This window comes from Streptosporangium sp. NPDC049644, from assembly GCF_040675205.1.
Lineage (GTDB): Bacteria > Actinomycetota > Actinomycetes > Streptosporangiales > Streptosporangiaceae > Streptosporangium > Streptosporangium fukuiense.
Map to the genome: position 1 here is coordinate 26,723 of NZ_JBFAOJ010000076.1, position 22,472 is coordinate 49,194.

The window sequence follows — 22,472 nt, forward strand, 5'->3', positions numbered from 1 at the left end:
AAAAAGACCCTACATTACAGATATTGGCCACAAGTCCGGTAACAAATGACACTCGGCGGCTATCCGGAATTACATATAAGGATATTTCGGTATATAGCCAGCGGTCCGGCAACACCTCATGCGACGACCTCCGGATCCGGCGGCCGATATATTGGCGGCCATGAACTCGCTGGTCCGACGCCCTCTGGGCCAGACCGGCCTGGCCGTGACACCCGTCGGTCTCGGCCTGGCCGCGCTCGGCCGCCCCGCCTACATCACGCTCGGCCGCGCCGAGGATCTCGGCGACGACCGCGACATCGCCGCGATGCGGTCACGCACCTGGGCCGTACTCGACGCCGCCTGGGCGGCGGGAGTGCGTTACCTCGACACGGCGCGCTCGTACGGGCGGGCGGAGGAGTTCCTCGCGGGCTGGCTGCGCGAGCGCGAGATCGCCCCGGGAACGGTCACGATCGGTTCGAAGTGGGGATACGCCTACGTCGGCGAGTGGCGTCTGGACGCCGAGCGGCACGAGGTGAAGGAACTCACCGCCGACCGGCTGCGCGTCCAGCTGGAGCAGACACGCGCGCTGCTCGGCGAGCACCTGTCGCTCTACCAGATCCACTCGGCGACCGTGGAGAGCGGCGTGCTCGACGACGAGGACGTGCTCGACCGGCTGCGCGCGCTGCGGGCCGAGGGAGTGGCGGTCGGTCTGTCGACGAGCGGACCGCGCCAGGCGGACACGATCGATCGGGCGATCGGAGCCGGGCTGTTCGACACGGTGCAGTCCACGTGGAACCTGCTGGAGCGCTCGGCCAGTGAGGCACTCGCGCGGGCGCACGAGGCGGGGCTGGGCGTGATCGTCAAGGAGGGCGTGGCGAACGGCCGGCTGGCCGCCCGGGCGGCACCCGCCGCGCTCCTGGCCGCCGCACGCGAGCGGGACACCACACCGGACGCGCTCGCGCTGGCCGCCGTACTGGCACGGCCGTGGGCCGGGGTGGTGTTGAGCGGCGCGGTCTCGGCCGGGCAACTGCGCGACAACCTCGGCGCGGTCGAGACCGGCTGGGACCCCGAGCTCGAGGAGCGGCTCGCCGGACTGGCGGAGACCCCGGAGAACTACTGGTCCGAACGTGGCGCGCTTCCCTGGAGCTGAACTCGGGCGCCCGTGCGTCGCACGCGCGGGCGTGACCGGGGCACCGGCCTCAGGGAGGCGCGCGCAGCGGGGTGCGCCCGAGGTTTTCGATCAGTTCGGGGAGCGAGTCGAAGACGTGGGCCGCCCCGGCCGCGCGCAGTTCCTCAGGGGAGAAGCCGCCGGTACGGACCGCGACGCCGGGCATACCGGCCTTGCCCGCAGCGAGAAAGTCCCAGGTGGAGTCACCCACCGCAACCCCGGACGCGCCCTCGACCTTGGCCAGCGCCGCCTTCATCAGGTCGGGGGCCGGCTTGGTCGCCTCGACGTCCTCCGAGGTGGTCCAGGCCCGGCAGCGCGAACGGCCGTCGACGAGGTCGATGAAGTGCTCGACGTGCTGCGGCCTGCCCGACGAGGCCAGCACGATGGTGAACCCGCGCCCGCCGAGCGCGTCCAGGAGTTCGGTGGCCCCCTCGCAGGGCCTGATCTCGTCGAGGAACACGTCGAACTCCTCCACCCACGCGTCACGCAGCGCGTCACCGTGCCGCCGCTCGACGTCGTCACCGGCGAGGGCGGAGACGATCTGATCTCCGCCCATGCCGATGTGCCGGTGGATGCGCCACAGCGGCAGCCACACGTCGTAACGCCCGAACGCCCGGAACCACGCGAGCGCGTGCTGGTAGTTGGTGTCGACCAGGGTGCCGTCGATGTCGACGATGGCGGTGTCTGCCATGGGAGGGGATGTGCCCGGCCCGCACCACACCATTCCGGAGAACGTCACCGGGCTTGATGAAAAACCTGCTTGCCGCGCTTTACGAACCACCGAACCACAGGGCCAGGGCTGGGGCCGGCGCCTGCCAGGTCGGCGTCACCCCGGACACCGCGATCGGCACCGTGACCGGGGTGGAGCCGGCTCGGTCCTCGACACCTGACCGGTGAGGAGGCCGCCTGAAACGAGCGGAGAATCGAGTTTATCCAGGACGCTCCGGTGTAGTCCCATACTTGTCAGGTCGTCGCCCCCGAGACGACCCGCCATCGCATGGTCCTTGGTCAGTGCCCGCACCCGATCTCGAACACCACCCGCCGACCGTCACCAACCCCGTCAGGCTGTCGCACGGAACGACATGGGAGGCCCTCCTACATGAACCCCGCTGAGGATTACGCCGTACCGGCTCCTGGAACCGCGCTACTCGTCGTCATGGGCGTGACCGGTTCCGGCAAGACCACCGTGGGCGCCGCCCTCAGCCAGCGGTTACGGGTGCCGTTCGCCGACGCCGACGACTTCCACAGCGAGGCCAACATCGCCAAGATGTCGGCGGGCATCCCCCTCGACGACGACGACCGGCTGCCGTGGCTGCGCGCGATCGGCACCTGGCTCGCCGAGCACGCCGCCGGCGGCGGGGTGGCGAGCTGCTCGGCGCTCAAGCGGAGCTACCGCGACATCCTGCGGGAATCCGCGCCGACGGTGAGCTTTGTCCATCTGCACGGCGAGATCGACGCCGTACGCCGGAGGGTCGCCGGCCGTCCGGGGCACTTCATGCCCGCCTCGCTGGTCGACTCGCAGTTCAGGACCCTGGAGCCTCTCGGGCCCGACGAGCACGGGATCGTTCTCGACTTCGCCAGGCCCGTCGGCGAGCTCGTGGACGCCTACCTCGCCGCGGCGGCCGGCCCCCGGACCCGACCGGACCCGCACCCCACCGGCCCCACCGGCCCCACCGGTCCCGCCGATCCCGGTGGGCCCCGAGGGGGCGGAGAGGCCGGGAGGGCGAGGTGACCACCGTTCTGATCACCCTCGCCGAGCCCGCCGCGACCTCCCCCGGCCGGCTCGTCCCGGCCGCGCTCATCGGCATCGCGCTGATCGTCCTGCTGATCACGTACTTCAAGCTGCATCCCTTCCTGAGCCTGGCCCTCGGCTCGCTGGTCGTCGGGGCCGTCGCGGGCCTGTCGATGACCGACACCATCGCCGCCTTCACCGACGGGTTCGGCAGTACCGCGGCCGGGGTCGGCACGCTCATCGCGCTCGGCGCGATGTTCGGCAAGCTGCTCGCCGACTCCGGTGGGGCCGACGAGATCGTGGACACGATCGTCGGCAGGTCCAGTCCCCGATCCCTGCCCTGGGCGATGGCCGCCGTGGGCGCGCTGATCGGTCTGCCGATGTTCTTCGAGATCGGCCTCGTGCTGCTGATGCCGGTCATCTTCCTGGTCTCGCGCCGCTCCGGCGTCTCCCTGATCCGCATCGGCATACCCGCGCTCGCGGGCCTGTCGGTGATGCACGGGCTCGTCCCTCCGCACCCGGGACCGCTGGTCGCCGTCGACGCCCTCAAGGCCGACCTTGGCATCACGCTGGGTCTGGGCGTGCTCATCGCCGTTCCGACGGTCGCCATCGCCGGACCGCTGTTCTCCGGGTACGCCGCCCGGTGGGTGGACGTCCCGGCGCCCGAACTCTACGAGTCCCGGTCCGAGACGGAGGGCACTCGCCGGCCGTCGTTCGGCGTCACCCTGGCCACCGTGCTGCTGCCGGTCGCGCTGATGATGGGCAAGGCCCTCGCCGACATCCTCACCGCCGAGGGGACCGCGGTCCGCGGCGTGCTCGACTTCCTCGGCACGCCGCTGGTGGCGCTGCTGATCGCCGTCGTCGTGGCGATGTTCACCCTCGGCCTCGGCGCCGGCATGGACCGGAGGGCGATCGCGAAGTCCCTGGAGCAGTCGCTGCCGCCGATCGCGGGCATCCTGCTGATCGTGGCCGCCGGCGGCGGTTTCAAGCAGACGCTGATCGAGAGCGGGATCGGTGACCTCGTCGCCACCTGGGTGCAGAACAGCGGACTGTCGGTGCTGCTGCTGGCCTGGCTGGTCGCCGTGCTCATCCGGCTGGCCACCGGGTCGGCGACCGTCGCGACGGTCACCGCCTCCGGAATCCTGGCACCGCTGGTCGCCAACCTCAGCGTCGGGGAGACCTCGCTGCTGGTGCTCGCCATCGGTGCGGGCTCGCTGTTCTTCTCCCACGTCAACGACGCGGGATTCTGGCTGGTCAAGGAGTACTTCGGGCTCACCGTGGGGCAGAACATCAAGACCTGGTCGCTGATGGAGACGGTCATCTCGGTGACCGGCCTGCTGCTGGTCCTGGCACTGAGCCTGTTCCTGTGAGCCCTCGCGCGGCCCGGGGCCGGGGTCAGCCCCGGTGGTCTCCCGCCATCGTGTCGCGCAGGCCGCGTACGGCGGAGTCGATCCGCTCCAGGGTCTCGTCGGCGCATGTCCCGGGTTCGCCGGGTATCCGCCCCGCGCGGACGTCACCGGCGATGTGCTCCAGGGACTCCGCCAGGGCCGCCACCGCCGCCCGAGACGGGGGCGGCGCGCCGCGCCCGGTGCGCGCGACGGTGGCGGCGGTCGCGTCGGCCACCCGTTCCAGCGCGGTCATCGCGGGCATCCAGGTGGTGACGCGCCTGCTGATCACAGATGGCTCGGTCATCGCCCGCTGGAAGACCGTCCGCAGGTCGGCCAGGGCGTCGTACACCCTGCGAAGGAGCAGCGCCCTGCCGGGGTGCTCGGGCTCGAAGGCGTACCTGAGGTAGTTCGCGGTGGCCGACACCGCGTCGGCGAACCGGGGCCCGACCGGCGCCTCCCAGCTCCCGGCCCACGGCAGGTATCCCAGCAGCAGGACGATCACGCATCCGACCAGCGTGTCCACGATCCGGATCCCGCCCAGCTCCGGCCCCCCGCGGGTCAGTAGATCCACCAGTAACAGGACCAGCGGCGCCTGGAAGGTCGACATCAGGCCCCAGTTGCGCTGCATGCCGTAGGGCAGGAGCGCCGCGAACACCGCGATGGGGATCAGCAGCAGTGGGCCGTACGGCACCAGGAGAAGGATCAGGGTGCCGATCAGCGTGCCCGCGACGGTCCCGAGCGCGCGCTGCACGGCGCGCGCGAACACCGACCCGAAGTCGGGCTTGAGCACCAGCGCGACGGTCAGTGTCATCCAGTAGGACCGATCGAACCAGCCGAGCCGGCTGACCGCGGCGGCGACGCCCATGCAGAGCGCGAGCCGGACCGTGTAGACCCGGACGAGGTGGCCGTACCACATCTTCTCCAGGACGGCCCGGAGCCGGGAGCGGTAGCCCACCGGTTCGTACGGCAGCTGGTCGGCCGCGACGTCACCGCCGGATGCCAGGTCGACCGCCCCCTGGACGGCGGAGAAGAGGGCGCGTACGGCGGGTGAGTCGCCCTCGTGACGCACCGCCGCCGGCGCGGGCCCGCCGGTGAGCGACGCGGCGACGCCCTCGACGGCGGACGCCGGCTCCTGTGGCGGCTCGCGCTCCTCGTGGCACAGCGAGAGCAGCGCGTTGCGGATCAGCGAGGCCTGGTTCAGCAGGGCGACCAGCCGGGTACGCCCGGGATCCAGCTCCCCCACCGGGGAGCGGGCGCCGAGGACGGTGTCGTAGGCGTTCCTGAGCGCGGTGTCGAACGTGATCAGGGAGTCGGCGGCGCGATCGGTGAACAGCAGGCCGAGGGCCCGGTAGACCTTGGCCACCGAGGTCTCCTCCGGCGCACGCGGGTGGAGGGGCCAGTCGGCGACCCCCAGCGCGATCACCCACAGCACGCCCAGCAGGAACGTCAGCGCGTTCAGGCCGGGCGGTCCCGGCAGTGCTATGCCACTGGCGATCACGGTCATCACCAGCAGTTGCAGCCCGGCCGTCGAGCCCGCGCCCCCGCCCGTGCTGATCAGTGCGGACAGTACGGAGACGGCCACCATGACCGGCACCACCCACCAGCCGTGGTCGCGGACCGCGGCGCCGATGAGATACCCCAGCGCCCCGGCGGCCCCGGTCGCGCCCATCCGGATGATCCTGGCCCGGTACGGGCCGTCCCGGTTGGCCATCCCGGCGTTCATGGCGCCCATGGCGGACAGCAGGCCGGCCGTGACGTGCCCGGCGGCGACCCCTGCGAGGAGCGGGACGGTCACCGCCACGGCCATGCGCAGCATCGGCCACCATCGAAGCGCCGCGGGTGCCGGGCGGACCGTCTCGACCAGCCAGCCCGGAGCGGCGTCGATCAGCCGGTCGGCGGCCCGCCGGAAGAGCGGGGACATCGCTCGCCGTGCTCAGTACGCCGGCAGGCCGGACGCGTCCGGCCCGGAGGCGGTCTCTTCACGGTCCACGGCGCGACCCCTACCCGGGTGCCCTGTCCGGTTATCCCGGTATTCGCCGACGAAGTCTTGACCACCGCGTGCCATCGGTCAGGGGAGGATGGCGTCGACGTAGCCCCCGTCGACGCGGAGCGCGCCGCCGGTGGTGGCGGAGGCCTGCGGCGAGCCGAGGTAGACGACCATGTTGGCGACCTCCTCCGGCTCGATCAGCCGCCGCAGCAGGGACTGCGGGCGGTGCTCCCGCATGAAGACGCGCTGGGCCTCGTCCCAGGGCAGGCCCCTGTCGACGAGTTCGTAGACGAAGTCCTCCACGCCTCGGGTGTGGGTGGGGCCGACGATGACGGAGTTGACGGTGACACCGCTGCCCGCGGCCCTCTTGGCGAAGCCGCGCGAGACGGCCAGGAGCGCGGTCTTGGACATGCCGTAATGGATCATCTCCGCGGGGACGACGATCGCGGAGTCGCTGGCGATGTACTGGACGCGGCCCCAGGAGCGCGCCACCATCCCCGGCAGATAGGCGCGGGTGAGACGGACCGCCGCCAGGACGTTCACCTCGAAGTAACGACGCCACTCGTCGTCGGTGATCTCCAGAGCGTCCTGGACCCCGAAGACTCCGAGGTTGTTGGTCAGGATGTCGACCTCCGGCAGCATGTCGACGACGCGGTCCGCCCCCTCCTCGGTGGCGAGGTCGGCGGCGACCGGGACGATCCGCGCGCCGGGAGTCTCCGCGCGCAGCGCGGCGCAGGCGCTCTCCACCTTCTCGGGGGTGCGGCCGTTGACGGCCACTGTCGCGCCCGCCCGTGCGAGACCGGCGGCGATGGCCGCCCCGATCCCCTGCGTGGATCCGGTGACCAGTGCCGTCTTACCGGTGAGATCGATGTGCATGCGTCATGTCCTTGGATACCTGTCATGGAACCGCTCCCCGTACGGGCGGGCACTCACGACCGGATGACGAGGTGGAGCGGTGCTCCACCGGGCGCCTTCCCGCTGATCCGCTGTTCGTTCCCGGGTTGGGCGGTACGGAAAGCCCGGATGGTGATCATTTTGGAGAAGCGCGCACTTGCCACGAAGATCTCCGCACCGGGCGGAGGCTTCCCGGCGGTCCGTCCGCGGTCGTTCCCGCTGTCCGGCCGCCTGGTCACCGAGGCCGGCGCAGGCAGGAATAACCCGTCCGCTGAGACGTTAAGAGTGGTTGAAATTTCAAACGAAACGGAGGACGGTGAGCACGATGCAGTTCGGGATCTTCACCGTAGGCGACGTCACCGCGGACCCCACCACGGGCCGGACGCCGAGCGAGCACGAGCGGATCAAGGCGATGGTGGCCATCGCGCTCAAGGCCGAGGAGGTCGGCCTGGACGTCTTCGCCACCGGCGAGCACCACAACCCGCCCTTCGTCCCCTCCTCACCGACGACCATGCTCGGCTACGTCGCCGCGCGGACCGAGCGGATCATCCTCTCCACCGCCACGACCCTGATCACCACGAACGACCCGGTCAAGATCGCTGAGGACTTCGCGATGCTGCAGCACCTGGCCGACGGGCGCGTCGACCTGATGCTGGGCCGCGGTAACACCGGGCCGGTGTATCCGTGGTTCGGGCAGGACATCCGCCAGGGCATCCCGCTGGCCGTCGAGAACTACGCGCTGCTGCACCAGCTGTGGCGCGAGGACGTGGTCGACTGGCAGGGCCGCTTCCGCACTCCCCTGCAGTCGTTCACCTCGACACCCCGCCCGCTGGACGGCGTCCCGCCGTTCGTCTGGCACGGCTCGATCCGCAGCCCGGAGATCGCCGAGCAGGCGGCCTACTACGGCGACGGGTTCTTCGCCAACAACATCTTCTGGCCCAGGGAGCACTTCATCCGCCTGATCGAGCTGTACCGGGACCGCTTCGCCCACTACGGCCACGGCACCCCCGAGCAGGCGATCGTCGGCCTGGGCGGCCAGGTGTTCATGCGGAGGAACTCCCAGGACGCGGTGCGCGAGTTCCGCCCCTACTTCGACAACGCGCCCGTGTACGGCCACGGCCCCTCGCTGGAGGATTTCACCGACCAGACCCCGTTGACCGTGGGCAGCCCGCAGGAGGTCATCGACAAGACCCTGACCTTCAGGGAGTCCTTCGGCGACTACCAGCGCCAGTTGTTCCTGATGGACCACGCCGGGCTCCCGCTCAAGACGGTGCTGGAGCAGCTCGACATCCTCGGCGAGGAGGTCATCCCGGTACTGCGCCGGGAGTTCGCCTCCGGCAGGCCGGCCGGGGTGCCGGACGGCCCCACCCACGCGGCCCTGGCGGGCGCCTACTCGCCGTCGCCGTCCCAGGCGTAGGCCTGGAACGCCGGGTCGAGAGGGGCGTCGATCAGCCGGTTGGCGAACGTGGAGATCGTGTAGACACCGACACCGAGGACGACCTCAAGGGCGTTCTGCGGCGTGTAGCCGGCGTCGAGGAACGCCCGCATCTCCTCGTCGCCGACCGCGCCGTGGTGGTCCATCACCGCGAGGGTGAACGCCCGCAGCGCCTCCGAGCGGGCGTCCGGAAGGGGCTTCCGCGCCCGCAGCCCCTCGATGACCTCGGCCGGCGCATCCAGCTTGACCAGCGTGGCGGTGTGCATCGCCACGCAGACGTGGCAGCCGTTGCGGGTGGCGACCGTCAGGATGACGATCTCACGCTCGACCGGGGCGAGGGAGGTCTGCTCGAAACCGGCGCTGGCCGTCAGGAACCCCTTGAGCAGATGCGGGGAGGTGGCCATCCGGCCGACCGGCGCGGGGATGAAGCCGAATTTCCGCTCCACCGCCTCGACCGTGGCGCGGGCGGCGGCGGGAGCGCTCTCGGCGGTGTGGGTGACGAAGACGTCGTGGGACATGGGGGCCTTCTCTCTGGATTCTCCGGGCACGCGGAAGACGCGCCGGGTGGTCGCACGCCGAGGAATATCGTCAACGTGGTTGTCTATATAGTAAACACAGTTGACGACTTTGGCAATGACCGAGGCTGGGCGTGGAGCAGGTCGCCGAACGGACGCGTTCGGCCCGTGACGCGCGGCATCCTGATCCGGCGGGCCCACGGCACCCGGCAGGCGACCACTCCCGGTCCGCTCCCGGTCCGGGCGGTCCATGCCGATATTCAGGGTGAGACCGTTCCCCTGCCGCGAATCCACCCGGTTTTCACCGGGCCCCGGAGAAAACGCGTTGCGGTCGATTCCGGAGATCCCGCATCCTCGGATCAGGCCGGTCGAGCTTCACCAGGAGGGATCATGCGCCGCCATCACGGTCAGGGACGTCGCGTCACACGTGCTCGTCGCCGTATGCGCATGCCCCGGGAGGCTCGTGTGTGACGCCCGCCGTCACGACGCGAGCCGTCCTTCGGACCACACGGTCCGAGACTTTTTGGAGCGGGTGAGGGCGCTGGTGTGCTCGGCGGTTTCATAAACCACTAATCGACTTGTTTGTTGTCATTGACTGCATTCAGCTGCATGTGGTTGCCCTGGTCAGAAGGGGTGCGTTCCATTGATTGCCAGTGGTCATCGGTGACCGCATTAAGGCCTGCTGTTCCCGTCCCGTTCCCATCGGAACCACCCGGCCGCCGCACCTCAAAGTCCCGCGGAACCTCCCACCCTGGGCGGCCTGCCACACGTCCGGCAGTGACGCGCCTTCCACGACTCCCGATCCCGCGCCGAGTGCGCCTCCTCCTTCACCCGGCCCCCGCCGTGTGGCACGGTTCGAAATCCAGCGCCCCGCACATCGGCATCGGGCATGGCACGTCGTACGGCGGCTGACGGTGATCCGGCCCTCCGTGGAACGCATGTCCGGCGGCTATCGCCCGGCGCTGCATCCGCGCGTCCCACACGGTCAGCCGCTCAGAAAGCCGCGGGTCGCCGTTGCCCTCAACGTTGAACGCGGGACGCTCGGACCGGATGGCGTTGAGCTCCGCCTCACGCGCTTCCGCCCGGCTCTGAAAATGCTCGTAGGTGGCCGACCGGACCTCACCCCACCAAGGCTGGGTGGCCGCGTGCCCGTCCAGGCGTACGAGCGGCGATTCGGTGATCCCGATGTAGAGGAGCGTCCCGTCCTGGTCGAAGAAGCGATACAACGTACCCATCAAGATTCCGCCTAGTGGATATCTTTACCGTTAAAGAGGTATTCCTCTTCCGTGTTCCTTAAAAGACCGGAAGAACCCGGCGGTTTTCCGAGCAGCAGCTGCCGCCGCCCCCCTCGCATGAAGCAAGGCACGCGGGTTGTGAGAATCGAGAATGAGCGGACACAGCGGCGACTGATCTCTTTAGCCGGCTGCCACCCGGTCGTCGCGCACCGTCAGGGCCGCGGCCCGCGCTGGGACGGAACCGCCGACGAACGGCGCCTGCTGCTGTTCGGGCTGTTGGGCGCGCAGGTGCTCGGCAAGCGCGGTGATCCTCCGCAGCGGACCCAGGTCTAGCGACGGCAGCAGCTGAGAGCCGGTCAGGGCGACGGCGGCGGCACGGATAGCCGTCTGCAGCGGAGAGTCTTCAATGACCTGGTCGCAGAGCGCATCACCGCCGCGTTCGACGACGATGCGGTGACGGTTGCGGTCCAGCTGCCAGCCTCCGGCCGTGGTGACCGGGTCGAGGTGCACGGTGATGCGGGTGCGGCCGACGTCGACGATGAGGTACCGGTGCCGGTCGTCGGCGGGGCGGATACCGCACCGCCACCCGCTCTCAGCGCGCTCGGACATCCCGCCCAGGACGACGGCGGGGTTGGTGATGCTGGAGTGCAGCTCCACATGCAGCCGAGCGTCGCCGGTGTGGAGGGTGGTGTGCTCGGTGAGGGTCGACACGAACAGCCTGGGGTCGTAGATGGCGCGCAGCGTCGCCTGCCGCGGGGGCGACGCCAGGTAGGTGGCGAACACGTCGGCGGGCAGGAAGCGGCGCAGCACGGCCAGCATGTGCAGCCACTCGTAGCCGAGCACCCCGTAGGAGCGGTCAACGAATCGGCCGCCGGCGATGTCAGCGCTCCGATCCTTGGTGAAGGTCACCGTGAGGCGATGAATCGGGGTGCCAGGTTCGTGCTCCTCGATGAGGCCGGCGGCGACGTCAAGGGCGCGGGCGTGCCGGTACTGGTCGGTGACCATGACGCGGGCGGCCGGATGCTCGCCGACCAGCCGGGTGAGCTCGCCGATCTCATGGCCTTGGCAGGCGGGTTTTTCCAGCAGGATCCGCGCCTGCGGGTCGTGGGCGAGGATCGATCGCAGCACCGACACATGGTCGGCGGTGGGGCAGCACACCGACCACATGCCGACGCCGGCGGCGACCTGCGGCGGGAGCTCGTCGACGCCGTGGCTGAACGTGCGGCACCCCTTCGGCAGGTCCTGATGCTTGGGGTCCACCACGACCAGCTGGGCGCCGCCGTCAGCGAGGAGCTGGGCGTGCAGGCGGCCGGCCGCGCCGTAGCCGACCACGCACACCGTCATCTCCGGCAGCCGTACCGGCCCGGCGGGCCGGTCAGGTGCGCCCGCGGCCAGGTAGGTGTCGTAGTAGGCGTCGTACAGGCCGGATGCGGTGATGATGTCGTCGACGACGCCGGTGTGCACGCCGGGCGACAGCGTGCCGGCCTGGGAGCAAAGGGCTTTCGCGGCGAGAAGCGTCCCGGCCCGGTAGGCGTCGTAGCCCTGATTGGGGATGGCGTCGGCTTCGAACAGGTTCAGGGAGCGGCCGTCGCCGAGTACCGTCACCTGGGCGCCGCCGCGCAGCCGGTAGCGGCGGCCGACGCCGGGAATCTCCACCGCTGTTTCGGTGAGTTCCGGGTCGGTGGCCAGCAGCGCGAAGTCACGGGTGGCGCACGGCGCCAACACCACCCCTTCGGGCAGCAGCCTGATCGCCTCGGCGGTGAGCGCGTCCTCCCCGGTGGTGCCGACCAGCAGGAACGGCCGCACCGTGCGCAACGCGTCGGCGGCGGAGCGGTAGGTGGGGTGGCCAGCCTCGGCGGCGGCGATCAACGCGAGCGGGGCGGGGTCGACGACGTGAACCTGACAGCCCTGGGCACGCAGCGCGGCAGCCAGCCGCGACCCCAGGGTACCGTAGCCGAGCACGAGCACCGTGCGGCCGATGACCTTCACGGCGGGCAGCAGCCCACGCAGCCTGCGCAGGCAGGAGTCGGCGATCTCCGGGTAGCCGAGGTTCGTTTTCAACACTGAACGCGCCAGGTTGAAAACCGGGATGCTGATCGGCCCGGCCGCGGCGATGCGTTTGAGCCCGGACACGGTCAGCCCCAGGGCGGCGTCCACCCGGCGGGGCGCACCGGCGCAGCCGTAGCCCTGGGCGAGCAGGCCGCCGTCGTCGATGACCAGCACCTTCCGGCCGGCGGCGTGGGCGGCGTCGATGAACGCGTCCACCCCGGTAAGGGCGTGGGCGAGGTCGGCGGCGTGGCCGGCCGGGGCGTTGATCGCGGTGTTGTCGAGCAGGCCGCTGCCGCACCCGCGGGCCAGAAGCGTGGCGTGGACACGGTCACGGTTATGGGTGCGGTCGCCCTTGGCCAACGCGTAGATCCATTCGGCGGGCATGCCGGACCGCTGCAGTGCCAGCAGGAAGGCCAGAGTGTTCTCCACGTAATGATCACGGAAGATCACCGCCCAGCCGTCGAGGTGCGCGTCGCGGGTGGCGAAGCGGACGAGCAGCGGCATGCTCGCGGCGAGCTGGCCCAGCTCGGCCGGGTCGTAGCAGCGCAGCCGGCCCCGCAGCCACGCCCGCAGGTCTTCGGCGGCTTCCTGCCCGCCCGGGTGGACGTCGAGGAGGATCTCGACGGGCTGCTGGTCGGGCAGGACGTGGCTGAGCGTGTCGGGCCGGTCCAGGGTGCAGGGGTGCCAGCGCACGGCGACGCGGGGGGCGTCGTCGGTGTCGGCCAGGAGCAGGCTGTCCGGGCCGGACTGGTGGACGCGCAGGCTATGACGTTCGGCGACCTCGGCCGCTCCGGCGGGCAGGGCGTCGGGCGGGATAGGCCCACGGAGGACGTCCCAGGTCGCGCTGGTAGCGGACGCGTGAACGGTGTCCATGGTCACGGGATCTCCCTTGGGGTGTCGGGGGAAAATTTTTCAAACGCACGTCGTCAACGCGACGCGCGGCAGGTCAGTCGGCCAGTTCCGTCAGCAGCGTGTCGGTGGCGGGCAGCTCGGACAACAGGATGGTCGCCGCCTGGTGGCGGGTCAGCCAGAAGGCGTCCAGGTCGGCCTGGACCAGGCCGGGCTTGAGGTAATGCTGTTTGACCCCGTACAGGCTTTTCAGCAGCTGCAGCAGCGCGACCCGGCCGCAGGCGCGCACGTCCACGCTGGCCACTTCGGGGTGGGCTTTCCGGTAGGCGCCGATGAAGGTCGCGGCGGCGTCCAACCAGCCTCCGCCGGTGACGGTGTTGGGGTAGAACGCCATGCGGCCCAGGTCGTAGGCGAGCAGGAACGGGTCCGGTGGCCGAAAGTCCAGCACCGCCGACAGTCTCTCCCCGGTGAACAGGAGGTTGACCGGGGAGTAGTCGCCGTGCACGACCTGCACGGTCAGGTCCGCGGGCAGGTCGGCGAGCAGCCCCGGAACATGAGCGAGCATGCTGCGGCGCTCCAAGAGCGTGCGCTGCGCGTCGGCGTCGAACGCGTCAGCAGCGCCGGTACGACTCCGGTCGGCGATGATGCCGAGCAGCTGGTCGATCGTCGCGGTGAGGCCATCGACGTCGATGCCGAACCACCGCTCCACCGTAGGCGCGGCGGCCGCGTGAGCGGGGTGGTTGGCGAACAGGGCGTGGATGCGGCCCAGGGCGGCGCCGGCGGCGGCGAGCTGGGCGGGCGACAGGCGGGTGACGACCTGGCCGGGCATCCACTCCCACACCGACACAGGCAGCGGGCCGCTGGTGTCGATGACGTCACCTGCCTGGTTGACCAGCACCCGCGCGCCGGGAATGCCCGCTTTCAACGCTTGGGTCGACAGGGCGATCGCTTCCCGTTCCGCGGACAGGTCGGTGCCGGGTGGGTAGTTCTTCACGAACACCTGCCGGTCGGCGCAGTCGGCGCGGTAGTTCACGGTGCCCTGCCCGATGGGCAGCCGCGCCAAGGCGTGCACCGTCAACCCGTAGGAGGCGACCAGGGCGGCGGCGAGGCGGCCGACCTGCTCAGGCGGCGAAGAAGCGGCGGCGAAGTCAGGCATGAAAACCCTCTCTGCTTGTGGTTCTGGAGGCGTGGAGTCAGGCAGGCGCGAAACGCCGGGGGCCGGCCCGGAAAAGCCGTCACGCTACCCCGCCCCGGCCCGCCCGGCGCACTGTTCGCGCCGGTCAACCGTTCGAAGACCTGCCGGTAGGTCGCGGTGACGGCCCGCCATCTCGCGCTGCCCGCCCGCTCGAACCGGCGGCGAGGTCGGACGGGGAGGCGGGCGGCGGCTTCGGCGGCGGCCAACGCCGGACCGGGCCCTTCACCCGGCGGGTAGAGCCACGCCGGGAAGCCGACCGTCATCTCCGCGATGGGGGGCAGGTCCGGGGCGATGACGGGGGTGCCGAACTCCAGCGCGGTACTCACCGAGCCGGGATACAGCACCCCGGTGAAAACCCCCCACTGCCCGTCGACCCGTTAGGGGCACAGTGCGGCGTCAGCCGCCCGGTACAGGCGGTACACATGCTCGGGCGGTACCCGTTCGGTGTGCACGTGGACGCGGCCGCCGCTGCGTTGCGCGGCCGCGGCGAGGTCGGCGGCCACCGCGTCGTCGCGGCACGGCCCGGCGATGAGCAGCTGCGCCCGCCGGGTGTGCGCGGTGAACGCCTCCACGACGGCGGGCAGCCCCTTGTACGGAGTGAGGTTTCCCACAGCCAGCACCGAGCAGGGGGCGGCGCGCAGCCGCCGCACCAGGGCGCGCACCGGCTCCGGCGCCGGGGCAACCCGGTGGGGAACGCTCAGCCCACCCCACCCGGCGACAACAACGGGCGCTTTGGTCAACCGGGCCAGGTACAGCGCATCGGAGCAGGTGTGGGTGAGCACCGCGTCGGCGAGGCCGAGCACGCCGAGCGCGGCATACCAGTCGGCGTCCCGGGGCGGGCCGCCGTCGATGGGCAGCAGGTTGTGCACCGTCCACACGATGCGCCACCCGCCGCCGCGCAGCGCTCTGGCCGCAGGCAGGGTGCGCTGGCCGCCCTCCCCCCGGTACAGGCGTTTGAGCCGATGCACGTTGATCACCCCTGGCTGGGTGGGCTGTTCGGGCAGGGCGTCGAGGCTGGAGGTGAAGCCGAGCGGCAGGCCGGGCGGGGCGTGGCGGTGCAGTTCGGCGAAGTACGGGCTCGGCCACGCCGGGTAGTCGGTGACCACCACCCACCCTCCTGCCAGCGGCGGCGGGTTCATTGCCGGTACGCGGTGGCGAGTCGGCCCCACCAGGCGGTCGCCTCCTGGTAGCGGGTCAGGCATTCGTCGGGGCTGCGGTCGGCGCCGGTCCATTCCACGGCGATCTCCAGCCGTTGCCCGGCCCGGATCCGATCGGCGGCCGCAGCAGCGACGACAGCATGCCCGGCCGCATCCAACCCGGTTCCCGGATCCGACAGGTGCAGCACACGGGCGTGGTCAAGGACCGGCCCCAACCAGGAGGCGCCCTCCGAGCCGGGGGGAAGGGCGGCGGCGAGCTGCGCGGTGTCGGCCAGCAACCCCGGCTGCGGGCAGGCGCCCACCAGATCAAGGAAGGGCCGCAGCGTGTCCGGGGCAACCCAGCCGGGGTGGTGGGGTTCGATCAGAACCGGTATCGGACTGTCGGCCAGAACGGGCAAACCGGCCCCCTGGTGCAGGTCGGATGCGGTCAGCGGGGTGCGGGCCAGCAACCGCACCCATCCGGCGCCGAGCATCGCCGCCGTTTCGGCGACCTCCGCCACGTCGCGGGCCGCCCGCCTGCGGGTGCGGGCGTCGCCGGTGAGCAGGTCGGCCACGTCGATGTCGGCGGTGACCCCGGTGATCGGCACCGTCTCCGCCGCGGCCTTCCGCCACCGCCACACCGTCGACGCCGGCTGGAAGGCCAGGTCGACGCCGCGGGGGCCGCCGCGCAGATGCACGAACGGGATGGTGTGGGAGGCGGCCCAGGCCAGCAGGTCGGGGACGTTCAGGCCGCGCACCGAAATGCTGTACAGCCCGACCGGGGTGGTGTTCACGACACCTCCCACGAGAAGATCACAACGGGTTCGGCGGGGCGGCCGGGGCCATCAAGGGCGCCGTACACGGCGGGCGCTGCCTCGCCGGGCACGGTCCGGCACCAGCCGTCGACCAGGCTGGGGTCCAGGTGCCAGGTGAGCCAGGCCGCCGCCGTGGTGTAGGCGTCCTGGTAGCAGGCGGGGCCTGCGACGAGTTCGTGCATGCCGACGACCGTCCACCCGGCCCGGTGCAGGTCAAGCGCCGGCAGCTGCGATACCGGGTCCGGGGTGCCCAGCAGGCCCAGGACGCCGCCTTTGGCGAGCAGGTCGGCGGCGCGGCGCGGTGTGCCGGCCGCGTCCACGACCACGCCGGCGCTGCCTTGGGCGACGGCGGCGACGCACTCCACCCCGGGCACGCGGCCGATCAACGGGTCCGGCCGGGAGGTCAGCACCCGTACCCGGGTGGCGCCGCGCCGATACAGCTCCAGGGCGCAGCCCAGCGCGACCGGCCCGGAGCCGACCAGCACGACCTCGCCCAAATCGGCCCGGCCGGGCAGCCGGTCCAGGCCGAGCACCGCCAGCTGCTGGAAGCGGGCTACCGCGGCGGCTTGCGCCCGGGTGCCGGGCGGCGCGGCGAGCACGCCTTCAGCGGAGGCGTCGAATGCGGCGCCGTGCGGTGCCGCCGCCAGCTTCCACCCGGCCACCATGTCGCCGCTGAACGTCATGTAGCCGGCGTCGCGGGAACCGGCGGGCCCGTAGGTGGCGCGCAGGTGGCGGCGTTCGGTGCCGGGGCTGAGCACGCTGAACCGGGCCGGCGTCATCCCGTCCGCGACGGCGGCGGCGGGAAGCAGATGAGCACGGCCTTCGGCGAGGCGGATCCGCGTGCCCGCGTACCGGATCCGGGCGGGGCGGGGGCGATCAGTGGGCATGCAGGCTCCCCAGGTAGGCGGGTAACTCACTCAGGTGGGCGATCACACCGATGCGCGGATCCAGGCCGGGCGGCCGGCCGGCCGGGTTGATCAGGGCCGCGCGCATCCCGTGGGCGAGCGGGCCAACGGCGTCTTTGCTCGGGGTGTCGCCGACGAACACGATCTGCTCCGGCGGGCAGCCCGCCGCTTCGATCACGGCGGCGTAGAACCGCGGATGCGGTTTACGAACCCCGAGCGTGCTCGACAGCACCAGTGCGTCGAAGCAGTCGCCGAGGCGGGCCCGCCGCAGCGTGGCGCGGCGCACACTTTCGGGCCGCTGGGTGTCGCACGCCAGCACGCACACCAGGCCCGCCTCGTGCAGGTTCCGCAGCGCGTGTGCGGCCACCGGGTCGACCTCGGCGTCGGGGACGGCGGTGAACACCGCCCGCGCCAGGGCCTGCGGGTCGCCCAGCACGGCCCCGCTTTCCGCTGCGGCCAGGCGCAGCAGTTCCGCGAACGGCGTCTGCTCGTGGCGTGGCCTGTCGACGGCGCGCGTCCGGCACACCACCCCTTCAAGGGCGGCGGCGAACCCTCCGGGAATCACCGGGCCGCCCAGCTCCGACAGGATGCGGGCCACGGTCGCGGCATCCGGGCTGGGCCCCGGCCGGGCGAGGGTGCCGCCGAAGTCCACCGCCACCGCAGACACAGGCACCGCCTGCTTCGTCTCCTTCACACCGCTCACCGATCCCCGGACAGGCGTTCGGCGTGGGTGGCGATGTCGTACGGGGTGCCGCGCACCGCGTAGAAGCCGACTGCCCCGGTCAGGGCGTGCACGTACCGGAGCCGCTGTCGCTGGACGTGCTCGTCCTCCAGCAGCCGCAGCGGCTGCTCCCCGTCATCCAGGAGCCGATCCAGCAGGTGCCCGCTGCCGCGCAGCCACGCCGTGGCCCCCGTATGCCGGTCCACGCTTTCGACAACACCGCCTGCTGCGGGAGGGGCCGTGTCGAGGGAGACGAGCATCGCCGCCGCCACCGGCACCCGCACCCGCCCAGCCGTCACCGGGTTACGCCGACGCAGGTCGACGATGGCCGGCCCCGCCTTGGGCAGGTCCAGTTCGGGAAACCAGCGGCGCACCGCGCCGCGCCGGCCGAGGATGGCGGTGGTGCCTCCCCGCACGAAGGGGCCGCCGTCGGCGGCGACGTCGACCAGGGTGACGTCTCTGGCCAGCCACTGCCAGCCGCGCGCCGCGAGCGCCAAACCAGCCAACGTCTTCCCCGCGCCGTGATCGCCGAGCAGCAGCACCGCCTTCCCGCCGGGCCGGTACATCGCCACCGCGTGCACGCACACGGTTCCAGCGGCCAGGTGCACCACATGCAAATGCGCGTTGATCACCCGGCGGGCGTCGGGCGGGGCGTCCGGCACAGCCACCCCTCGGGCCGCCAGCTCGTCGCCGGGAGGCAGCAGCTCAGCGGAGGCGCCGGGCACATGCGGCGCGATGTGCGGCCACGCCGCGATGACGTCCTCGCCGGCGACAACGGCCAGGGTGCGGCCACTGCTGGGCACCACCACCAGGCGGCGGGCAACGGTTCCGGAGCCCATTACGCTGTCACCTTCAGCAGCTCGGCCAGCGACTCCCACACCGGGGCGTGCGGCAACTCCCGCAGGTGAGGCACCATCAGGCGGGCGGCGGGTACCCCGGCCAGCACCGCACCCCAGCCAGGCGCGGGCCAGCCGTTCCCGCCTGGCTGCGGGCCGCCGACCACCCCGAGCAGGTCGGTGGAGTACAGCCGCTGCCCCGCGATTCCGGCCGCCCCTGCCAGTACTGCCTCCGCTTCGGACGGCTCCAACCCGATGGCGTGCATCGGCCGGTCCTGCGCGGGCTCGGGGTCGGCGACCACGTGCACCACCGCGCCCAGCCGGGCCGGCGGCGCCCAGTCGACGACCGCGCGGTGCTCGCCGGGTGTGAACAGCGTGCGCCGCCGCAACATCCCGGCCACCACACGCCGCTGCTCCTGCCCGCCGGCGGGGACGGCCAGCTCCGCGGGCACACCGACCCGGGTCGGCCACCCGGCGACAACCCCACCCTCCCTGACCATCACCAGGTCATCAGCCATGAACCGGGCGCCCAGCTCGTCGCAGGCGCGGTGCGCGAGCGTGGACTTCCCGCCCCGCGAACCGGCCACGAACAACACCACCGCCCCGTTCACGGTCACCGCGGAGGCGTGCAGCATCCGCCACCCGCCGTCCAGCATCCGCGAGGAGAAGAACAACCGGGCCAGCCAGTCGGGCCAGCGCAGGCCCGGCCCCGTGCTGGGGACGGCGACGCGGGTGAGGCGCCGCGCCCGGTCGACTTCCAGCAGAGCCGCGGCGCTCCCAGGCCGGTACACGCCCAGCAGCCGCAGCAGGCCGCCTCCCGTACCGGCCACCGCCAGGCGGGGGCCGCCGTGCGGCGACACCAGGGCGGGCCGGTCGGCGAGCAGCGCGTCAACGTCGCCGGGCACCTGGTCGTGGTCGTCGTACTCGACGCGGATCGTCCAGTCCGCGGCCGGGCCGGCGTCGCTCACCGTGCACGGCGGCACCATCACCGCGGCCACCCCCGCCACCAGGTCCGCGTCACCGGTGACGCGTAGCCGCCACGGGTGCAGCAGCAGATCCACCGCCCGCTCCGAAGCAACGCCGCCAGCCTGCGGCGCCTGCCCCGGCTGGTCCCCCACTGGGGCGTCTGCGCCGGGATCCTCACCGGCGTCGGACGCGAAAACGAGTGTGCTGGCCTGCGGATTCATCACAGAAAGGCTCCTTCCCTCTTCGAAGCTGCGCGTCGAGCGCCGACCCGCGCGGTTCGGTAAGGGACGGCGGATGCCGCCACCGCGATGCTGACCCCTTCCCGTGATCGGTGTGGCCGTCTTGAATAAACAGGTAGGCGGCACAGCCGGGCGACCCCTGATCGCGGGGAGAACTCCAGGGTGCGGCTCTCCCCTGCGCGAGGGGAGGGCAAGCCTTACTAAGGCGGCTACAGTCGGATGAGCTGTGCTCACGGCTAGGAGGTGCGCGGGATGGACGCCGAGGCGCGCAGACGGATCAAGGATCTGTCCGCGCGGATGCGCCGCGACAGTTCCGCAACGTCCCAGATCGCGATCACGCTCATGGAGCAGTGGCACCTGAACCCTCGTGTCGCCTACCGGTACGCGCTGGGTCTCAGCCAGGCGCAGGTCGCCGACCGGTACAACCAGCGCTGGCCAGGAGCCGCCCCGAAAACCTACAAGCAGATCTCTTATTGGGAGCGGTGGCGCGGTCCCGGGACGGCCGGATCGGCCTCCGCCCGCGCCCCTTCCCTGGAGGACCTTGGCCGACTATCGGCCCTGTACGGGTGCTTGGTCGATGACCTGCTGTACGGGCCGGATCGCCTTTCCATCCCATCGGCGGTCACCGTCCCCTACGAGGTGATCACCGATGTCCTCGCGGCCTTACGGAACCCGCACGAGGCAAGCTACCCCGGACATTGCGACAACGATGCGGTCGTCGCTCTGCGAACTCCCATCGGCGAAGGGATCATCATCGTGACCATGTCGCGTCGCAGCTTCAACGCGCTGCTTGCCGCAGGCGGCTTGACGGCGCTACTGCCGGACCTCACCCCAGCGGTCGCCGAAACAGGCCTCCCCGCCGACTCCTTCCGGCGGGTCCTGACCGCCCACCAGGCCGGCCATCATCTCCTTACCCCCTCCGCGCACATCGACTCCCTCACTGACACGCTGCGTGATATCGCCGCCAGCCGCGACGAGGCAGGCATGCAACTGCGGCGTGACTTGCGCGGCCTGCAAGCCGAGATCGCCGAGCACCTGTCGTGGCTTCATCGAGAGATCGCAGACATCAACGGCTGCCGCCACTGGGCCGATAAAGCCACCTCATGGGCGTTGGAGGCGGGTGATACCTCCATGGCGACGTACATGATGCTGCGCACCGCGTCGCTCGCCCTCGATCATGCTGACTTCCCCCGCGCCATCGAGTTCGCCCAAGCCGCTCAGCGCACCGCGTGGCAGACGCCGCCGGTTCTGCAGGCCGTCGCCCACCTCTACCAGGCGCGAGGCCACGCCGGAACAGGGACGATCGACGCTACCTCCTTGGACACCGCCGATGAGCTCTTGGCGACTGCGCCGAGCCCAGACGGCCCCGCCTACTTGAGGTTCTACGGCTCGAAGTTCGGCGAGCTTCAGCGCGCCACCTGCTACGTGGCTGCCGGACAGCCCGGTTTGGCCGTCACTATTTTGCAGGCGCAACTGACCGGCTTGCCCGTCACCCATCACCGGGATCGGGCGGCGCATCTGGCTCGTCTTGGTGTTGCGCACGCCGCTGGCCGAACCCCGGACGCCGCTGCGATCGCCGGGATCGCCAGCCTCAGCGAGGCTCGTCGATCTGGGTCCAAGCATGTCGTCGCTGAGCTGGGGCCGTTGCGGGACCTGCTGGATCGCCACTGGCCGACCCAGCCGAAAGTCCGCGAGTTCCACGCGGCGTTAGCGGCATCTTGAGGCGGGCGACGACGCGGGCGAGCAGGTCACGGATAGAGCGTGCGTCTCAGGGCAGGCCGTCGCGGGCGAGGATCATTACTTTGTCGCAGGGAGCGTCGGCGCCGAGTTTCTCGCGGGCGGCTTGTGCGGCTGCTGAGGGCTCGGGGGTAGATCTCAGGTGCCGCTGAGATCACCGGCATCCACGATCGTGACGACATCAAATTGATCCGGATTGTTGGCCGGATCATCAGTCCACATTCGGACCAATACCAAAAGTCCCTCACGAGGCTTGAAGACGGTGATGGTCGGGTCAGTGGAATCTTTTTCCCAATGGAATTTTCCTTTCATTGCAGAAAGATCTGCGATTGCTGCGAGGAGCTTTTCGACGCGCTGCCGGTCCTCTGGCGTAGCTCCGGCCTTCCACTTCATGACAATCGTCTCAGTGTGCTCAGTGATCCGGAGCTCGCGCAATAGCTACTCCTGTAGTCGTCTGACCAGGTTATTGACGTCCTTCAGGTCCTCGGCGGGGCTGGGTTCGGTCGGTGCGTTTAGGATCTCCTGCCGGGTCGCCGGGTGACCGTGAAGAAGGACCGTCGTTTTCACACTTTCCGCGAGCCGGACCAGATGGTCAATGAGGTGATCTCAGCAAGATCAACTCGGGCAGTTGGTGCTTGATGTCGTCAGAATGGCGTCGGCTGACATGAACCGGGATGGATCGCGATGCCCC

The 22,472-nt window shown here is 71.0% G+C and carries 19 protein-coding genes; 5 read left to right on the top strand and 14 right to left on the bottom strand.

Going from position 1 to position 22,472, the window contains the following annotated elements; translation table 11 throughout:
- The first annotated feature begins 160 nt into the window (after positions 1 to 160).
- Positions 161 to 1,129 (top strand): aldo/keto reductase, encoded by a 969-nt coding sequence (locus AB0J58_RS32315; RefSeq protein WP_364222994.1) that lies wholly within the window; start codon positions 161 to 163, stop codon positions 1,127 to 1,129.
- A 49-nt stretch (positions 1,130 to 1,178) separates the two neighbouring features.
- Here AB0J58_RS32315 and AB0J58_RS32320 read toward each other — a convergent pair whose 3' ends face one another.
- Positions 1,179 to 1,838: an HAD family hydrolase gene (locus AB0J58_RS32320; protein WP_364222997.1), complete on the bottom strand. Its 660-nt coding sequence runs from the start codon at positions 1,836 to 1,838 to the stop codon at positions 1,179 to 1,181.
- A 408-nt stretch (positions 1,839 to 2,246) separates the two neighbouring features.
- Between AB0J58_RS32320 and AB0J58_RS32325 the strand changes: the two genes are divergently transcribed.
- Positions 2,247 to 2,879 carry a gluconokinase gene (locus tag AB0J58_RS32325; protein ID WP_364223000.1) on the top strand — a complete coding sequence of 211 codons (633 nt, stop codon included), beginning with the start codon at positions 2,247 to 2,249 and terminating at the stop codon, positions 2,877 to 2,879.
- Positions 2,876 to 4,249 carry a gluconate:H+ symporter gene (locus AB0J58_RS32330; protein WP_364223003.1) on the top strand — a complete coding sequence of 458 codons (1,374 nt, stop codon included), beginning with the start codon at positions 2,876 to 2,878 and terminating at the stop codon, positions 4,247 to 4,249. The genes AB0J58_RS32325 and AB0J58_RS32330 overlap by 4 nt, the downstream gene beginning before the upstream one ends.
- A gap of 25 nt (positions 4,250 to 4,274) precedes the next feature.
- On the opposite strand, the gene AB0J58_RS32335 is transcribed toward AB0J58_RS32330, so the two are convergent.
- Both AB0J58_RS32335 and AB0J58_RS32340 read right to left on the bottom strand, forming a co-directional pair.
- The gene (locus tag AB0J58_RS32335; RefSeq protein WP_364223006.1) at positions 4,275 to 6,188 is read right to left on the bottom strand and encodes an FUSC family protein; all 1,914 of its coding nucleotides are present in this window, start codon (positions 6,186 to 6,188) and stop codon (positions 4,275 to 4,277) included.
- Between the two features lie 147 nt (positions 6,189 to 6,335).
- A complete protein-coding gene (locus AB0J58_RS32340) occupies positions 6,336 to 7,130 on the bottom strand; it encodes an SDR family oxidoreductase (protein ID WP_364223009.1) in 795 nt (264 codons plus the stop codon).
- Positions 7,131 to 7,473: 343 nt separating this feature from the next.
- Here AB0J58_RS32340 and AB0J58_RS32345 point away from each other — a divergent pair, with 343 nt between their 5' ends.
- Positions 7,474 to 8,565: an LLM class flavin-dependent oxidoreductase gene (locus tag AB0J58_RS32345; RefSeq protein WP_364223043.1), complete on the top strand. Its 1,092-nt coding sequence runs from the start codon at positions 7,474 to 7,476 to the stop codon at positions 8,563 to 8,565.
- Here the strand turns inward: AB0J58_RS32345 and AB0J58_RS32350 are convergent.
- The 10 genes from AB0J58_RS32350 to AB0J58_RS32395 all read right to left on the bottom strand — a co-directional run bounded on the left by AB0J58_RS32350 (position 8,538) and on the right by AB0J58_RS32395 (position 19,900).
- Positions 8,538 to 9,101, bottom strand: a complete 564-nt coding sequence (locus AB0J58_RS32350) for a carboxymuconolactone decarboxylase family protein (RefSeq protein ID WP_364223012.1) — start codon at positions 9,099 to 9,101, stop codon at positions 8,538 to 8,540. The two genes, AB0J58_RS32345 and AB0J58_RS32350, sit on opposite strands and share 28 nt — an antisense overlap.
- Before the next feature lie 824 nt (positions 9,102 to 9,925).
- Positions 9,926 to 10,333 carry a GIY-YIG nuclease family protein gene (locus AB0J58_RS32355; RefSeq protein ID WP_364223015.1) on the bottom strand — a complete coding sequence of 136 codons (408 nt, stop codon included), beginning with the start codon at positions 10,331 to 10,333 and terminating at the stop codon, positions 9,926 to 9,928.
- Between the two features lie 180 nt (positions 10,334 to 10,513).
- Positions 10,514 to 13,255 (bottom strand): hypothetical protein, encoded by a 2,742-nt coding sequence (locus tag AB0J58_RS32360; protein ID WP_364223046.1) that lies wholly within the window; start codon positions 13,253 to 13,255, stop codon positions 10,514 to 10,516.
- 73 nt (positions 13,256 to 13,328) lie between these two features.
- The gene (locus AB0J58_RS32365) at positions 13,329 to 14,387 is read right to left on the bottom strand and encodes a phosphotransferase (RefSeq protein WP_364223018.1); all 1,059 of its coding nucleotides are present in this window, start codon (positions 14,385 to 14,387) and stop codon (positions 13,329 to 13,331) included.
- Positions 14,388 to 14,803: 416 nt separating this feature from the next.
- Positions 14,804 to 15,535, bottom strand: coding sequence for a hypothetical protein (locus AB0J58_RS32370; RefSeq protein WP_364223020.1), 732 nt, complete (start codon positions 15,533 to 15,535; stop codon positions 14,804 to 14,806).
- Positions 15,536 to 15,561: 26 nt separating this feature from the next.
- A complete protein-coding gene (locus AB0J58_RS32375; protein WP_364223023.1) occupies positions 15,562 to 16,356 on the bottom strand; it encodes a hypothetical protein in 795 nt (264 codons plus the stop codon).
- Positions 16,353 to 17,264, bottom strand: coding sequence for a hypothetical protein (locus tag AB0J58_RS32380; protein ID WP_364223026.1), 912 nt, complete (start codon positions 17,262 to 17,264; stop codon positions 16,353 to 16,355). The genes AB0J58_RS32375 and AB0J58_RS32380 overlap by 4 nt, the downstream gene beginning before the upstream one ends.
- A complete protein-coding gene (locus tag AB0J58_RS32385; protein ID WP_364223029.1) occupies positions 17,254 to 17,955 on the bottom strand; it encodes an HAD family hydrolase in 702 nt (233 codons plus the stop codon). The genes AB0J58_RS32380 and AB0J58_RS32385 overlap by 11 nt, the downstream gene beginning before the upstream one ends.
- Before the next feature lie 26 nt (positions 17,956 to 17,981).
- Complete coding sequence (locus AB0J58_RS32390) at positions 17,982 to 18,842, bottom strand: hypothetical protein (protein WP_364223032.1); 861 nt, start codon at positions 18,840 to 18,842, stop codon at positions 17,982 to 17,984.
- On the bottom strand, positions 18,842 to 19,900 hold the full coding sequence (locus AB0J58_RS32395; RefSeq protein WP_364223035.1) for a hypothetical protein: 1,059 nt from the start codon (positions 19,898 to 19,900) through the stop codon (positions 18,842 to 18,844). The genes AB0J58_RS32390 and AB0J58_RS32395 overlap by 1 nt, the downstream gene beginning before the upstream one ends.
- Before the next feature lie 396 nt (positions 19,901 to 20,296).
- Here AB0J58_RS32395 and AB0J58_RS32400 point away from each other — a divergent pair, with 396 nt between their 5' ends.
- Entirely contained in the window at positions 20,297 to 21,766 is a 1,470-nt protein-coding gene (locus AB0J58_RS32400; RefSeq protein ID WP_364223038.1) for a hypothetical protein, read from the top strand.
- A 153-nt stretch (positions 21,767 to 21,919) separates the two neighbouring features.
- Here the strand turns inward: AB0J58_RS32400 and AB0J58_RS32405 are convergent, their stop codons facing one another.
- Positions 21,920 to 22,216 (bottom strand): hypothetical protein, encoded by a 297-nt coding sequence (locus AB0J58_RS32405; protein WP_364223041.1) that lies wholly within the window; start codon positions 22,214 to 22,216, stop codon positions 21,920 to 21,922.
- Positions 22,217 to 22,472: the final 256 nt, after the last annotated feature.